Origin of the sequence: Prochlorococcus marinus str. MIT 9313 (genome assembly GCF_000011485.1) — a bacterium.
Taxonomy (GTDB): Bacteria; Cyanobacteriota; Cyanobacteriia; order PCC-6307; family Cyanobiaceae; genus Prochlorococcus; species Prochlorococcus marinus_D.
On sequence record NC_005071.1, the window covers coordinates 413,375 to 428,847 of the forward strand.

Here is a 15,473-nt window from a genome sequence, read left to right on the forward strand (position 1 = left end):
TCTTTTTTCAGTGAGCGCCACTATTTCCTTGCAGCAGCTCACCGACCAGCTTGATGCCCTCGAGGCTGAGGCGGTGTCTGCTATCGCTGCTGCCGCAGATGCGGATGCCTTGGAGCAATTGCGGGTGAGTCTGTTGGGCAAGAAAGGGCGCTTGTCTGGTGTTCTCGGGGCGATGGGCAAGCTCCCTAGTGAAGAGCGACCGCTTGTTGGTCAGCGCGCCAATGTGCTTAAAACACAGGTGCAAAACCTGCTAGGGGAACGGTTGCAGGTGGTGAAAGCGGCAGCTTTGGCTGATCGGCTGCTGCAGGAAACGATTGATGTCACTGCGCCTGCCAGTGGCATTCCTGTGGGCCATCGCCACCCTTTGATTACAACAACTGAGCAGATCGTGGATCTGTTTTCTGGTTTGGGCTATCGGGTGGCTGAAGGCCCGGAGGTGGAGACCGATCACTACAACTTTTCCGCCTTGAATATTCCCGAGGACCATCCCGCTCGAGACATGCAGGACACGTTCTATCTGGGCGGCAATCTGCTTCTGCGTACCCACACCTCGCCTGTGCAGATTCGCTATCTAGAAGAGAATCCGCCGCCAGTAAGGATTGTGGCGCCAGGCCGGGTTTATCGGCGTGATGCAGTGGATGCGACCCATTCGCCTGTCTTTCATCAGGTTGAGGTGTTGGCCATTGATGAAGGCCTTGATTTCAGCCATCTGCGCGGCACGGTGATGGCTTTCCTCAAGGCATTCTTTGGCGATATGCCGGTGAGATTTCGGGCTAGTTATTTCCCCTTTACCGAACCATCGGCAGAGGTGGATGTGCAGTGGCGTGGGCGTTGGCTGGAGGTGATGGGTTGCGGCATGGTTGATCCAGCAGTGTTAGAGGGCCTGGGGCTTGATCCAGAGCGCTGGAGTGGGTTTGCGGCAGGCCTTGGTGTGGAACGCTTCTGCATGGTCCGTCATGGCATCGACGACATTCGCAGGCTTTATACGAGTGATTTGCGCTTCCTTGAGCAGTTTTGAGTCGATAGCCGATCGTGTGCTGGATGAAGCATCGCCGTAGTGCATCATCCAAAAACAGCTGAATCCCCATAAAGTGAGCTCGTTCTTTGCTTCATTCGATCGGTGCCCTGTGTCGGACTGATCGTTAATGACGGCAAAGAGTTGGCGGTAGAGACCGCATTGACCCTTCAGTCGCGGCTTGAACAGGCTGGTATCGAAGTGGTCAGAGCAAGTAGTTCTGGTGGAATGGTTGGCTTTGCCAATCCAGATCAGCATTTGCGCCTGCTTGGTTACAACGCGTGCGTACCTGAGGGTTTCGATGCCTCGATGGCACTGGCGATTGTTCTGGGTGGTGATGGCACCGTGCTTTCGGCGGCACGGCAGACAGCTCCTGTGCAGGTGCCAATCCTCACCATCAACACCGGACACCTTGGCTTCCTGGCGGAGGCCTATTTGGCTGATCTCGATCGGGTGATTGAGCAGGTGCTTAACAAGCAGTGGACGATTGAGGAGCGTTGCACCCTGGTGGTGAGTGTGTTGCGCGGTGATCAGTGCCGCTGGGAGGCACTCTCTTTGAATGAAATGGCCTTGCATCGTGAACCACTCACCAGCATGTGTCATTTCGAAGTCGCGATCGGTCGCCATGCGCCAGTGGATATCTCTGCTGATGGTGTGATCCTCTCGACGCCTACGGGATCAACGGCTTATGCACTCAGTGCAGGAGGCCCGGTGATTACACCTGAGTGCCCGGTGCTTCAGCTTGCACCGATTGCCCCTCATTCGCTGGCGTCAAGAGCGCTGGTTTTCAGCGACCAGGAGCCAGTGACTGTGTTTCCAGCGACGGCGGATCGCTTGATGATGGTGGTTGATGGCAGTGCGGGTTGTTATGTGTGGCCAGAAGACCGAGTACTGATTCGTCGTAGTGATCATCCTGTGAGATTTGTGCGCTTGGCAGATCACGAGTTCTTCCAGGTGTTGCGCAACAAGTTGGGCTGGGGTTTGCCGCATGTTGCCAAACCTGATCGACCATGACCTGTAGGGCCCTCTGCTTGCAGTGGGGGGGGGAGAGATTGCGGTTTCCTTTGCTCTGGGGAGGGCTGGCGGTAGGTCTCAGCGTTCTTTCAGCTATTGGGGTGCGGGCAGAACCCTCGCCTCAGTATTTGCCTCTCGAAGCTCAGTGGTGCCTTAAAAGCGGTACTTGTTTGTTATTGGAGGTAGCCGATAAGGCAGAAGAACAGCGCTTGGGATTGATGCAGCGCCATGCCTTGCCATCAGGCCAGGGCATGTGGTTTCCGTTTCAGCCTGCGAGGCGATTGCGTTTTTGGATGCACAACACCTTGGCTGCGCTTGACATGGTGTTTGTTGATCAGGGTCGGGTGATTGCGATTGAGGCGGCTGTACCTGTTTGCCCGCATTTGCCCTGCCCGAGTTATGGCCCGAAGCTGCCGGCGGATGGAGTGGTGGAGTTGGCGGCCGGGGAGGCAGCACGGCTATCCATCAAGGTTGGTGATGTTGTGCAGATTCAACCTTTGCCGAAGCTTGTTGATTGGCAGCCTTAAGGCATCGTGCCTTTGAGGATCATCACCGGGTTCATCGGCGCCATGCGTGTGCCGTTTGCCAGCGGCAGGCCCCTCCAGGCTTGGTGTTGACTCACTTTCACGGTGCAACCGCAATCTTGAAGTAAGGGCTTGAGTTCTGCCATGGCCTCAACGGTTACCAGTGGAATCACGACGACTCCATGTGGTTGAAGTTTTTGCAATACGGCCTTGAGTAGAGCAGCTCCCTGGCGGCCGCCACCCCCTAGGAGCACCCGGTCGGGGTTGCTGAGTTTTGCTGGTAGATCAGTTCCATTCAGCAGGCTGAGGGCCTCAACTTCGAGCACAGCAGCAGGATGAACGGCAAGCCGGGCAGCATTTGCCTTAATCAGCGCTGCGCCGCCGCCACGCTTTTCAACAGCAAGCAATTGCAGTTGTGGGCGCAAGCGTAGGGCTTCTAAGCCAACGCTGCCGACGCCGGCACCTAAATCCCAGAGCACGCCCTGTTCTGGTAGCTCTAACTCTGAGAGGAGCTGAACACGGAGCTCCCGTTTGCTCATCAGGCCAGGGCGATCGTCGTGTTGCAGGAACAAGCCATCGTCAAGACCGAACAATGGAAGCTTGGCTGGATCTCCTGCTGGAGCAGCTTGTTCGGCAAGCAGCACCACCATGTGTAGGGGATGAAGATCCGATGGCAAGGCATCCTGTGGCGTCAGCCGTTGCACCCGTTCATTGGCGTGTCCGAGCTGTTCGCAAAGCCACACTGCATAGGCAGCTTCTAGGCCAGAAGCGCGCAAAATCGTACGCACCTCTTCGGCTCCACCGCGGTTGGGATCGGTTAGTACAGCTAGAGCTGCGGGGCGTTGTTGCAGCTTTTGAGCTAAGGGGGCCGGGTCACGGCCATGCAGGCTGATCCAGGCGGCATCCTGCCAAGGGCGTCCAAGCCGGGCAAAGGCTAGTTGCAGCGAACAAGGTGCTGGATGAAAGTGCAGCTGATCAGCAGAACAGGCCTCGAGTAGCCGCCTGCCGATGCCGAACCAGAGCGGATCGCCGCTGGCTAGCACGATGGCTGTGCCCTGCCGCTGGTGCAACCAGGCAATCAGAGCCTCTGGTTGATCGCTCGCCATCAGTTCTGGCAAAGGCTGATCCGTTTGCTGCTGCTGCCACCAGCTCGGCAGCTGTTGCAATAACCGAGTTGGTGCAGCCAGCCCTTGGGCTGAGAGCACTAGCTCGTGCAATGGAGTAGCAAGGTGATCTAGGCCTGCGGCATCGGTGCCGATGATGTGGATCGCTGCGGAGCTGATTGAGGCGGGCATGTTGTCATTCTCGGCTGAGAGGTTGTATGGCTGACTTGTCTTTGCCTTGAATGGTGAGCAACATGGAGGCGGGCAAGGTGGCGGGCAAGGTGCAGAAAACGGATCAGGAACAGGATGCGTTTGTGCTTGATCGCCGTCGGCGTTTGCATGAGTTGGTTGTTGCCTTGATTCAGCAGCAGGACGAGTTGAAATTGCTTGATGGAGAAGCCCCTCACCTTGATATTGCTGCAAGTTCAGCTCAAGCTCATGATCCAGCGCGCTGGTTGGATCGCAATCGCCGTGTTTTGCAGCGCTACCAGGCCTTGGTTCGTTCTGCCGTCACCATCGATGCTTTGTTGGATGCTGAGTAGAGAAGTAAGAGTTCGGCAGTTTGTTTGGTCTAGGGGCGCATTTGTATATTGATGAGTTGATTAGCTACAGGTCGATCATTGCTATTAAGCGGAGGCTGTGAAGCTTCTTTTTGGAATTGTTAGGTATTTTCGCCGAGACGAAAGCCTAGCCCTTTGTAAGGGGGCCAGGCGATTACTGCTAATACAGATCAGATGAAGCAATAGATCTACTGAGGAAAGACAGAAAGATAATTAAAGCTGCGGAAGATTATCTTCATTGGATTAGATGAATCATTCATGCATAGTCATTGGGTTATTGTATGCAATTAAATGCTTTAAATAATAGTATTCGCGAGTGCTATTATTGGCTCATGATTTAATTAGGGCAATGGGAAGGCAGATTTCGCCTAATCTAAATCCACTAGGAAGCACAATCACTACTCTAGGGCGCAACATGGGACTGGTTAATACGGTAGGTTGATAAATAACAATGGCACGCTTAGCAACAACAACGAAGGCACGTTGGACAACATTAACGACGGAACGCTGAACAACAAAGTCACGCTGAGTAACAGCAGCACGATGAACAACAACGATGGCGGCAGCTGCGCAACAACGGTACTATTGATAATTAGAAAAACAGCCTAGGCTTTAATGGCTTTATTAATAAAGGAACCTGTGCAGACAATGGTGTAATTTTAGGCAGTTGGATAGACCATGGAACTGTCAATCCTAGTAGCTCCGCAGGCGGAATTCTCATTGATTGCAACCACTACAAGAAAGGTGGCTCTAAAGATATAGGACTTGGCGGCACTTGCCACAGCGATGGCGATAGAACAGCAACAGACCACGATTGGATTGAAATTACCGGTGATCTAGAACTCGCAGGAAAACTCGATGTTTCGCTAATTGATGGCTTTAAACTTTCTGCTGGTGATTCCTTTGTGATTGCCAAAGTTGATGGAAATCTCTCTGGTGAATATGATGGCCTTGATGAAGGAGATTCAATAGGCAGATTTAAAAGCGATAACGGAGGAACACTTTATCTTTTCATCACAGACAAAGGTGGTGATGGTAATGATATTGAGCTTTATACGAAATCATTCTCTGGTGTTCTTCCTGAGAGCTTGAGAGATCCAAGAATGATTGTTTCTGATGCTGATGATTCCTTGGCTGGAGCATCTGCAGATGAAGTGATCTTTGGCGGTCGTGGTGATGATGTTCTACTAGGAGGCGCTGGAGATGATCAAGTTGCTGGAGGAAATGGCGATGATTGGCTATATGGTGGTTTCGGTGATGACACCCTTAAAGGTGATCGTGGAGCTGACACCTACTGGCTGAGTCGTGGTGTTGATGTGATCATCGTCTTTTCATTCGCTGAAAACGATCGCATCTCTGTTGGTGATGGGGTTCTGTGTTCCCTGAGGCAAGCCGGAGATGATCTATCGATCAGAGCAGACGGCATTCACACCACCCTTCTGGATGTTGATAAGGATGAGTTCCTAGCTGCAGATGTGATTGATTACATCTGAGCGGTAGAAACCGTTGTTATGCCAACAAGGTTCAAACGATGCCGTGATCCCCTAGCTGGTCGGCTGATCTGCTGACAAGCTGGGCGCATCATCTCTTGCCCCATGGCCCTTTTTGGCTTTTCAGCTTTCAGATCCTTGTTGAAGCGTGGATCGAGCTTGAAGCCTTGGAGTGTGCCTGCCGCCAGCTGGAGCCGTGCTTTTGGATTGCCTTGGCAACAGCCTTACACGGTGCGTTATGCCAGCAATCTCGATGATGGGCCCTGGCATGGCATGCCCCTGGGAGGCTTCGGGGCCGGTTGTATCGGGCGTAGCCCACGCGGTGATTTCAATCTCTGGAATCTTGATGGTGGTGAGCATTGGCAGGGCAGCATTCCTGATTGCCAGTTCGCTTTGTTTGAGCGGCAGGGGGATCAGGTGCGTGCTCATGCGCTGGCTACAGCGCCACAAACCGATGACTCTCAGCCTGAGCTAGACAAGCCTCTCTCCTCTTGGAGCTGGTATCCAGCCAGTACAGAGCAACGCAAGACTGGTAGCTATTCAGCCCGCTATCCGCTCAGTTGGACCCATTACAAAGGAGTCTTCGCGGCTGAGCTGGTTTGCGAAGCGTTTAGTCCAATCCTTCCTGGTGATTACCGACGCACGAGCTACCCCCTGGCCGTGTTTCGTTGGCAGCTGCAGAACCCAACATCGCAATCTCTGGAATTGTCGCTGCTGCTGAGTTGGCGCAACACATGTGGCTGGTTCACAAACACCGATCCCTCGGCCAGCGTGCATTTCCGCGATGATGGGAGCCCTGAACACAGTTATGTGCCTGCCATCGGCCGTGGCGAGGGGCAGTGCAATCGTTGGATTGATCAGCCAGGGCTGATTGGTGTCTTGATGGAGGGTGAGCGAGCTGACCCATTGGCTGAGGGCCAAGGGCAGTGGTGTTTGGCTGTTCCTGATCATCTGCCTGGAGTGGAGGTGATGCGTTGTAGCCGTTGGGATCCCAGCGGAGATGGCAGCGAACTGTGGAGTTCCTTCGCAAGTGAAGGAACCATTCCAAACAGCAATACCGCACACAAGAGCTTGGCGGGGGAGCAGACCAGCGCTGCTTTAGCGGTGAAGGTCACCCTGGCACCTGGCGAAAGTCTTGAGATCCCTGTGGTGATCAGTTGGGATCTACCGGTGACGGCTTTCGCTACAGGCGTTCGCGATTTGCGTCGTTATACCGACTTTCATGGCAGCGATGGTCAGGCGGCCGCCGCTCTTGCTGCAGAAGCCCTGAGTGATTGGTCTGATTGGCGTGAGCAGATTGATGCCTGGCAAGCACCGGTGCTGGCTCGTGAGGATCTGCCGGAGCGCTTGCGAATGGCTTTGTTCAATGAGCTCTACGACTTGGCTAGCGGTGGCAGCCTTTGGACGGCAGCCCGTCCAGGAGATCCGGTGGGTCGCTTTGGGGTTCTTGAGTGCTTCGACTACGCCTGGTACGAAAGTCTTGATGTGCGCCTCTATGGCTCCTTGGCTTTGCTGCAGTTGTGGCCTGAGCTCGATAAGGCCGTCTTGCGTAGTTTTGCTCGAGCCATTCCAGCGGCAGATGCCACGCCACGACCAATTGGCTGGTACTTCACCCAGGGGCGTGGCCGGGTCGAGGCCCCCCGAAAGAGGGCGGCGGCTACTCCCCATGATCTGGGAGCACCGAATGAGTCGCCGTTTGATGCCACCAACTACACCGCTTATCAGGATTGCAATCTCTGGAAAGATCTGGCCAGTGATTATGTGTTGCAGGTATGGCGAACGTTTCTTCTCTCACCGAATGGTGAAGATCTGAGCTTCTTGGCTGAATGCTGGCCGGCGGTAGTGCAAGCCCTCAGTTATCTCAAGCGGTTTGATGTCAATCACGATGGTCTGCCTGATAACGGTGGTGCTCCGGATCAGACCTTTGACGATTGGCCTTTACAAGGCGTGAGCGCCTATTGCGGTGCTCTTTGGATTGCAGCTCTTGAGGCTGCTCTAGCCATGGCACAGCGCTTGCAATTGGACTTAGGGCTGAATACGGCAGAGGAGCAACATCAGTTCAGCGGTTGGCTTGAGCAATCACGGGTCAACTTCGATCGGCTGCTTTGGAATGGGGAGTATTACAAGATCGATGCTGAGAGTGGTACGCCCGTGGTGATGGCTGATCAACTCTGTGGTGATTTCTATGCACGCTTGCTGGGGCTGCCCTCTGTTGTTGCTGATGAACGCAGTCGCAGCAGTCTGAATGCAGTCAAAGAGGCCTGCTTTGAAGGCTTTGAAGGCGGCCGTTTGGGAGTTGCCAATGGTTTGTGCCGTGATGGCATGCCACTTGATCCCAAGGGAACCCATCCCTTGGAGGTATGGACTGGTATCAACTTCGGTTTGGCGGCCTACTACCGATTGATGGGCGATGCAACGACGGCCACAGCCATCTGTTCCGCGGTGGTTAATCAGGTGTATGGCGGTGGCTTGCAGTTCCGCACCCCAGAAGCGATTACTGCAGTGAAGACCTATAGGGCTTGCCACTATTTGCGTGCAATGGCGATCTGGGCCCTGTGGGCAACGCATACGGATTGGCAGTTGATTCCAGGTGCCGAACGGGCAGGGTCTGAGTGGTGAATGAGTGGCGCCAATCTGTGAGGGATGTCCTATCGGCAGCGATGGTTTTTTGCATACGCTGTTAAGACCTTCTTTGAGGTCATGTCCAGCGCAGGGAGTTCTGCATCGCATCGATGGCCTGGCCTTTTCATGCTGAAGAGGGCTTTGGCTTGCTTCTTTGTGGCTGTTGTGCTGTTGCTGCTCAGCCCATCTCTTGCCCAGGCGCAGGTGTTGACCAATGAAAGTGATGAAAGTTCTTTATTTGTACGCAGCTTTGAGACCCTGCGTGACCTCGATTATCACAGTTGGCAGGTGGTGGCTTACCGCCAGGGCCCGCTAGGTGGGCCAGTGGTGTTGAGGATTGTTGGTTATCCCGGCAAGGTTCGTCTCAATCATCCAACCGCACTGCTTGTGCATGCCGGTCGCCGCGACTGGGCCTTGGATGACATCACAATGGCCAGTCCGCAATTGGCGAAGGATGGCCGTGAAGCGGCAGCAGAATTCGATCTCAACCCTTTGCTGGATGATTTAACCAACAATCGCCCACTGCGCTTGCAGCTCGCCGGTGTGTTTACTGAACTGCCTGTGCCTCCTTATGTCGTCGGCGAGTGGCGTTCATTGCCGCAGGCTTCTCAATAGTTGATGAAGGTCAACCCCTCTGCAAGTGCTGTTTGGCTGCCATGGATGCGGCGGGCGTTGCAGTTAGCTGCTCTCGCAGATGGTCGCACCAGTCCCAATCCTCTTGTTGGGGCAGTTGTTCTAGACAAGGCTGGAAAGCTTGTGGGAGAGGGTTTTCATGCATGTGCTGGTGAGCCCCATGCGGAGGTAGGCGCTCTCGCACAAGCTGGTAAACAGGCCAGCGGTGGGACCCTGCTGGTCACCCTGGAACCCTGTTGTCATCAAGGCCGCACGCCTCCCTGCACGGAGGCCGTCATCGCTGCCGGACTTCGCCGAGTTGTGGTGGCAATGCAGGACCCAGACCCTCGTGTTGCTGGAGCCGGCATCACTCGTTTGCGTGATGCCGGGCTGGAGGTGATCACTGCTGTGTTGGAGCTCGAAGCAGCACATCAGAACCGGGCTTTTGTGCATCGGGTTTCTACTGGGCGCCCCTGGGGGATTCTCAAATGGGCGATGAGCCTCGATGGACGCACGGCTCTTCCCAATGGCGCCAGTCAGTGGATCAGTGGTGGTGAAGCGCGTCGCTGGGTGCATCGCTTACGTGGCCAATGTGATGCTGTGATCGTTGGAGGCGGCACTGTGCGTGCGGACGATCCGTTGTTGACCAGTCGTGGGCACTCTGACCCCGAACCAAAGCGGGTGGTGCTGAGTCGCAGCCTTGACTTGCCTCAACAAGCTCAGCTTTGGAACACTGCAGTGGCTCAGACCCTCGTTGCACATGGCCTAGAGCCTGGCCATGAACAGTTGGCTCATTTGCCTGAGGGGCCTGAGCTACTTGCTTTGCCTGTCTCTGAACCGCTTGAGTTGCTGCAGGCCTTAGCTCAACAAGACTGCAATCGTGTGCTGTGGGAATGCGGGCCAGGCTTAGCAGCCGCAGCATTGCAGCAAGGCTGTGTTCAAGAATTGGCGGTGGTGGTGGCTCCCAAGCTGTTGGGTGGCTTGCCGGCGAGAACACCACTTGATGATCTTGGCCTCACAAGCATGAAAGAGGTTGTTGGGCTCGCGTCTGGCTCATTGCAGTCGTTGGGGGCTGACTGGCTCTTGCAATATGAGCTTTCTAAGCATTGCTGAGGTATATAATATTTATCGTTTGAATATTGTTGGAGTAAGTTGTATCTATGAATTGTATTGGTAACTATTTTTATAGGCTGACTACAGAAAGTTATCGCAACAATGTTGGAAGCATCAATCGATGATTGTTTGGTGTATTTGTAATTGACAAGATTCAGAAGGCTTTGTAGGTCGTGTTGATTTTAATCGCAATGTTTGTCAATCCATCTGTCAATCGAGCTGAAATTGCCAGAAGGGTGATGAACAGGGGAGAGGCTTTAGAGTTATGATGGTGAGAGCTACTTGACAGTTGACTTGACCTTGATGTTATTAGGTAATATGCAAAATTTATCCATCTTTTTTATTAGTCGTGACTTCATGATCTGAAGTCTGAGTGTCTTTTGGAGCCGATTCTTTGTTAATCCGCTCGCTGCTGCTGTTGCTTGAAAAGCGGCTGATCAGAGCACCCATCATCAGCGTTAGATAAAGAGGGCCAACAATGCTGGTGGTAACGCTCACCATCCTTGCTGCGGGCAGAATCGGCTTGATCCCCCCGAAGCCAACGGTGGTTAGGCACACGAAGGCAAAGTAGTTGATCTCGGCAAATTTATGAGGCGTATTCAGTACGCTGTGATTGTTGCTGGTGATGGCCTGGCTGGGTAAATCCAGGAGCGCAAAGCTGTTGGGTTCAAACGTATACAAGGCATTCATCACCAGCCCGGCGCTGATTCCTAAGAGTAAGTATCCCGCGGCTGCTCCCATCAAAACCATTTCGCTGACTTGGTGCTCACGACTCAGCTGCTTCACCAGTCGAATTAAGCTCCAGCTTACGAACACAATCCAGCTCCATATCAGGGGAATACCGCTGTAGGTCCAGTGACTTGGCGTGAGCACCCAGAACCACAGGCTCAGCAATGCTGCCCATCCCAGCCACTGATAGAGCCTTTCTCTCCAGATATGGTGTTTGACTTTTCTCGCCAGCAACCTGGTGATAAGAATTGCGATGACTGAATAGCAAATTGGAGCAGGCCAATAAAACTGCGGTACGGCAAAGCTTGCTAATAGCAGCAGGGTAAAAGCGAGCAACAGGCGATAAAGCCTCTCTCGATATTGATGTTTTCGTTGCCGTGGTGTAGTAGTCAACCGAAGCAATCAGCTCATAAAATGTTTAGTGAAGCGGTGCGTTTGTCAAGCCCCTGTTTAGTGAGAAGAAACGTTTTAGATGATTGTTCGATATTTGTTTCTCTCAGGGTCACGATAGCAGGAATATAGCTTGTGACCATTCCAAGTAAAGATATTCCCTGCAGGCATCGTTAACTCTTTGTTTGCGAAGGGCTCCGTTTCTTAAATGGCTTAATTCTCTTCTCTGTTTGTCAATCAAGCTGTATTAGTGGATGGTCATTCCTTGAGAGCTCTCATTCGTGTGGGGAGAAGTGGGGCAGCCGCGATCAGAAAAGCTGTAATTGATTTGGGTTGGTCCTTGAAGCCATTTTGGTGGCTCGGCTCACACACCAATCATGTGGATCCCAGGGGTTAAGCAAGCTTTCAAGTCCATGCAAGTGGGTGGCATCCCCTTCTTCCAGCCAGGCCTCTTCTAAGCCATTTGGCACGATGACAGGCATCCGCTTGTGCAGTGGACGCACTAAGGCATTGGCGCGCGTGGTGATGACGCAACAGGTTTCTACTTCGCTGCCATCGGGCCCGATCCAGTGATCCCACAGCCCCGCCAGCCAGAACGGTTCACCATCGCAACGATGAATCCGTTGCCCTTTTTCATAAAAACCATCGCTAGGTAATAGGCAGCGGTGATGACGCCAAGCTGCGCGAAAAGATGGCTTCTCCGCAAGGGTTTCGGCACGAGCGTTGATTGGCCTTGGGCCTCGCCAGGGGTCTTTCACCCAGCTGGCCAAAAAGCCCCAAAGAAAATGGGTTACATCCGTATGTCTTTGATGCTCTCTTAGCGCGAGCACCGGCTCGCCTGGGTGGATTTCAGCGCGAGGGGCGTAGTGCTTTAGCCATGTTGACGAAGAGCTGTTAGTCAGCCACGGCGTCAGGACCTTTCGCAGAGTGTCCCTTGGGGTGGTGAGGCTATAGCAGCCACACATGGTTCCTCTCTCTCTCCCAGGGCTTGATTGTGTCTGATAAGACCTTTCTATTGATCTTTTTTGTGTGTTTGCGTTGATAGATGGTCGAGATATGGAATTTGCTTACTCTTCAGCCTCTCTTAGTTGCTCAACACAGCTGGTGAGACATTCGCCGTCATCAAGTGAGCAGGTTGAAATGCATTCAAAGTAAGTCTCAACAGCATCCCAAGTCTGCTCTGATTCTAACGAAAACTCATGATTTGACTTCGTGTTTTCAGTGATACCTGAAGGGCTGGCAGAGTCGTTCTCCATTAAGACGTTTGTTGCCGTATCCATCAGCAGGGCAAGTGGTGGATACGGCCATAGCTCATCTGGCTGAAGAGGAGAACATGGAGGCAGCAACATTGCAGGAAGTTCTTTAGACTTCTCTAAATAGTCAAGATGTGATTTTGCTGAGTGCAGCCCTTCGCAATAAAGGCATTGAGATCTTGAGCAAACTCGAAACAGGCGACCTCTGTCGTCCTCGAAACACTGAATTGTCCCGCCTTTTGCGCTTACATAGAATGGGTGGTACTTCATGGCGGTGAGTTTTTTCGTTGCTTAGATCAATAGATTTCAGGGTTGACCTGTTGATGCTTCAGCGCCTAAAGTTTGTATCGGTACTGGCCTTTCTGAGAAGTCAAGATGACTTCTATTCTAGATATTCCTGCATATAGATATCAGCGTTTACTCGCTATAGACACCCCCGTGAGAAATTACCTTATTGGGGTTGCCTTGTCGCTGTAGGACATGGATTTGTGAATGCCTGCAGGAGAATGCAGCCGATTGGTTGCGGTAACAGCCAGGCGCAGTTTAGGTTGTCACGGTGAAGCGAATGCCTCCCTTTTGTTTAATGAATCCTAGCCCACTTTCTCGGGGGTCGAATGTTTGATTAATAATAATAAAGCACCTAAGTTACATCGCTTAGGCGCAATTGCCTGAGAGTAAATACCTTCATGGCATTGGTTTGCTCTCATGGCTAAAGAAAATGTCTTGCTTCTACAGAAACTAAATTGATTGTTCAGGCAGCGCTTTTTCGAAGAGGCCGACATCAAGACTTGTGGTGCCAATGCACTGCAAGATTCTTTTTTTGCCCTAGGGGTGTCGTTGGTTGCCTTGAAACTGTCTTTGCAGCATCGGCTTCACTAGTAATCAGATGGCAGTTAATGTCTTGGTTTGGGGGGAATGAGTGCCTTTGATTGGCGGTGAACTCCTTGAAACCCTTAACGAAAAGGCTTTGTCTTAGCAGCCACTGACAACGATGCATTGACGTTTCCAAGGCAGCCAGCAGCGCTTCGTTTGGGGTGACGTTCGGTTCTCACACCAGTAAAGGCAAGCGCTTACGGATTGATCGTCTTAGCGTGACAGCCCGGAAATCAATTTTTTTCGATGGCGATCCGTGAGGATGACAACAAACCGAATCGACGCTTTGGCATCGTCAATTTGGTGTTGATCGGTTTCGGTGTTTTGTTGCTTTTCAGCAGCTTCTTACCCAATCCTGCTGCACAGGTGCCGAGGGTTCCCTACTCACTATTTATTGATCAGGTTGACGATGGCGCCGTGAAGCGGGCATTCATCACTCAGGATCAGATCCGATACGAACTGGCCAATCCTGAGGAGGGAGCACCTTCGTTGCTGGCCACTACGCCGATCTTCGATATGGATCTGCCCCAACGCTTGGAAAGCAAAGGAGTTGAATTTGCAGCAGCGCCGCCGAAGAAGCCCAATGTTTTCTCCACCATCCTCAGCTGGGTTGTTCCTCCGCTGATCTTCATCCTTGTACTGCAGTTTTTTGCCAGGCGTTCGATGGGTGGTGGTGGTGCCCAGGGCGCTCTTAGTTTCACGAAGAGCAAGGCGAAGGTTTATGTGCCTGATGAAGAGTCACGAGTCACCTTTGCCGATGTGGCAGGGGTCGATGAGGCAAAAGATGAGCTCACTGAGATCGTTGATTTTCTCAAAACACCTGAGCGATATACAGACATAGGTGCTCGCATTCCTAAGGGTGTACTGCTTGTGGGCCCGCCTGGTACAGGTAAGACCTTGCTCTCCAAGGCTGTTGCTGGGGAGGCAGAGGTTCCCTTTTTCATTATTTCTGGTTCGGAGTTTGTCGAGCTGTTTGTCGGCGCTGGTGCAGCCCGCGTGAGGGACCTGTTTGAGCAGGCTAAGAAGAAGGCTCCTTGCATCATCTTCATCGATGAACTTGATGCCATCGGTAAAAGTCGTTCTGGCTCAATGGGTGTCGTAGGAGGCAACGATGAGCGTGAGCAGACCCTTAACCAGCTGCTCACGGAAATGGATGGCTTCTCGTCCACAGATAAGCCCGTCATCGTGTTGGCTGCGACCAACCAGCCCGAGGTCCTTGATGCGGCCCTCCTACGGCCAGGTCGTTTTGACCGACAGGTCCTTGTGGATCGCCCAGACCTCTCTGGCCGCAAGACGATTCTCGAGATCTATGTCAAGAAAGTGAAATTGGCCGAAGGGGTTGATTTAGACCGCATCGCTCAGGCGACCAGCGGTTTTGCTGGAGCTGATCTAGCCAATGTGGTGAACGAAGCGGCCCTGTTGGCAGCTCGTGGTAAACGAAAAGAGGTAGAGCTGCAGGATCTCAACGAAGCGATCGAGCGTGTTGTGGCAGGCCTTGAGAAGAAGAGCCGAGTGCTCCAGGATGATGAGAAGAAGGTTGTGGCCTATCACGAGGTGGGGCACGCCATCGTTGGACACCTGATGCCTGGAGGTAGCAAGGTCGCCAAGATTTCAATCGTGCCAAGGGGGATGAGTGCTCTTGGTTACACCTTGCAGTTACCTACTGAGGAGCGTTTCCTCAATTCCAAGCAAGACCTTGAAGGTCAGATTGCCACCTTGTTAGGAGGGCGTTCAGCAGAAGAAATCGTGTTTGGCAAGATCACCACTGGTGCTGCTAATGATCTACAGCGCGCTACTGACCTTGCTGAGCAGATGGTGGGGACTTATGGGATGAGCGATATTTTGGGCCCTCTGGCTTATGACAAGCAAGGTGGGGGGCGTTTCCTTGGTGGTAACAACAATCCACGCCGAGTTGTGAGTGATGCCACTGCTCAGGCCATCGATAAGGAGGTGAGGAGTTTGGTGGATCAAGGTCATGAGAGTGCCCTTTCGATTCTTCGGCATAACCTCGCCTTGCTGGAGACCATCGCCCAGAAGATCCTCGAAAAGGAAGTGATCGAAGGCGATGAGCTGATACAGATGCTTGATTCCAGTTCTCTCCCTAGAGGTGTTGTTATTGCCTGAAGGCTTGACGGCAGGGGGGCTGGTCTCCGATAAAGACTCTTTGAAGCTTCC

The 15,473-nt window shown here is 52.9% G+C and carries 12 protein-coding genes; 9 read left to right on the plus strand and 3 right to left on the minus strand.

All coding sequences use genetic code 11. The features are described 5' to 3' along the window. The first annotated feature begins 10 nt into the window (after nt 1-10). The 3 genes from pheS to AKG35_RS01965 all read left to right on the plus strand — a co-directional run bounded on the left by pheS (nt 11) and on the right by AKG35_RS01965 (nt 2,556). The gene (pheS, locus tag AKG35_RS01955; RefSeq protein WP_011129746.1) at nt 11-1,018 is read left to right on the plus strand and encodes a phenylalanine--tRNA ligase subunit alpha; all 1,008 of its coding nucleotides are present in this window, start codon (nt 11-13) and stop codon (nt 1,016-1,018) included. 102 nt (nt 1,019-1,120) lie between these two features. Then, nucleotides 1,121-2,029: an NAD(+) kinase gene (locus AKG35_RS01960; RefSeq protein WP_011129747.1), complete on the plus strand. Its 909-nt coding sequence runs from the start codon at nt 1,121-1,123 to the stop codon at nt 2,027-2,029. After that, complete coding sequence (locus tag AKG35_RS01965) at nt 2,026-2,556, plus strand: DUF192 domain-containing protein (RefSeq protein WP_328284563.1); 531 nt, start codon at nt 2,026-2,028, stop codon at nt 2,554-2,556. Before AKG35_RS01960 ends, AKG35_RS01965 begins: the two co-directional genes overlap by 4 nt. Here AKG35_RS01965 and AKG35_RS01970 read toward each other — a convergent pair. Continuing rightward, a complete protein-coding gene (locus tag AKG35_RS01970) occupies nt 2,553-3,848 on the minus strand; it encodes a bifunctional cobalt-precorrin-7 (C(5))-methyltransferase/cobalt-precorrin-6B (C(15))-methyltransferase (RefSeq protein WP_011129749.1) in 1,296 nt (431 codons plus the stop codon). The two genes, AKG35_RS01965 and AKG35_RS01970, sit on opposite strands and share 4 nt — an antisense overlap. A 50-nt stretch (nt 3,849-3,898) precedes the next feature. On the opposite strand from AKG35_RS01970, the gene AKG35_RS01975 reads away from it, so the two are divergent. From AKG35_RS01975 to ribD, 5 genes are all read left to right on the plus strand, one after another. After that, nucleotides 3,899-4,198, plus strand: coding sequence for a hypothetical protein (locus AKG35_RS01975; protein WP_236069634.1), 300 nt, complete (start codon nt 3,899-3,901; stop codon nt 4,196-4,198). Nucleotides 4,199-5,319: 1,121 nt separating this feature from the next. Continuing rightward, nucleotides 5,320-5,709, plus strand: coding sequence for a calcium-binding protein (locus tag AKG35_RS13450; protein WP_236069635.1), 390 nt, complete (start codon nt 5,320-5,322; stop codon nt 5,707-5,709). 102 nt (nt 5,710-5,811) lie between these two features. After that, complete coding sequence (locus AKG35_RS01985) at nt 5,812-8,325, plus strand: GH116 family glycosyl hydrolase (protein WP_011129752.1); 2,514 nt, start codon at nt 5,812-5,814, stop codon at nt 8,323-8,325. A gap of 81 nt (nt 8,326-8,406) precedes the next feature. Beyond that, nucleotides 8,407-8,943 (plus strand): DUF3122 domain-containing protein, encoded by a 537-nt coding sequence (locus tag AKG35_RS01990; protein WP_419177149.1) that lies wholly within the window; start codon nt 8,407-8,409, stop codon nt 8,941-8,943. Nucleotides 8,944-8,946: 3 nt separating this feature from the next. Then, entirely contained in the window at nt 8,947-10,053 is a 1,107-nt protein-coding gene (gene ribD / locus AKG35_RS01995; RefSeq protein ID WP_011129754.1) for a bifunctional diaminohydroxyphosphoribosylaminopyrimidine deaminase/5-amino-6-(5-phosphoribosylamino)uracil reductase RibD, read from the plus strand. A 327-nt stretch (nt 10,054-10,380) separates the two neighbouring features. Here ribD and AKG35_RS02000 read toward each other — a convergent pair whose 3' ends face one another. Together AKG35_RS02000 and AKG35_RS02005 are read right to left on the minus strand one after the other, a co-directional pair. Next, nucleotides 10,381-11,175, minus strand: a complete 795-nt coding sequence (locus AKG35_RS02000; RefSeq protein ID WP_041384282.1) for a potassium channel family protein — start codon at nt 11,173-11,175, stop codon at nt 10,381-10,383. Between the two features lie 305 nt (nt 11,176-11,480). Further along, nucleotides 11,481-12,137, minus strand: coding sequence for an SOS response-associated peptidase (locus AKG35_RS02005; protein WP_011129756.1), 657 nt, complete (start codon nt 12,135-12,137; stop codon nt 11,481-11,483). A gap of 1,407 nt (nt 12,138-13,544) precedes the next feature. Between AKG35_RS02005 and ftsH the strand changes: the two genes are divergently transcribed. Continuing rightward, a complete protein-coding gene (gene ftsH, locus AKG35_RS02015) occupies nt 13,545-15,422 on the plus strand; it encodes an ATP-dependent zinc metalloprotease FtsH (protein ID WP_011129757.1) in 1,878 nt (625 codons plus the stop codon). The last annotated feature ends 51 nt before the right edge of the window (nt 15,423-15,473 follow it).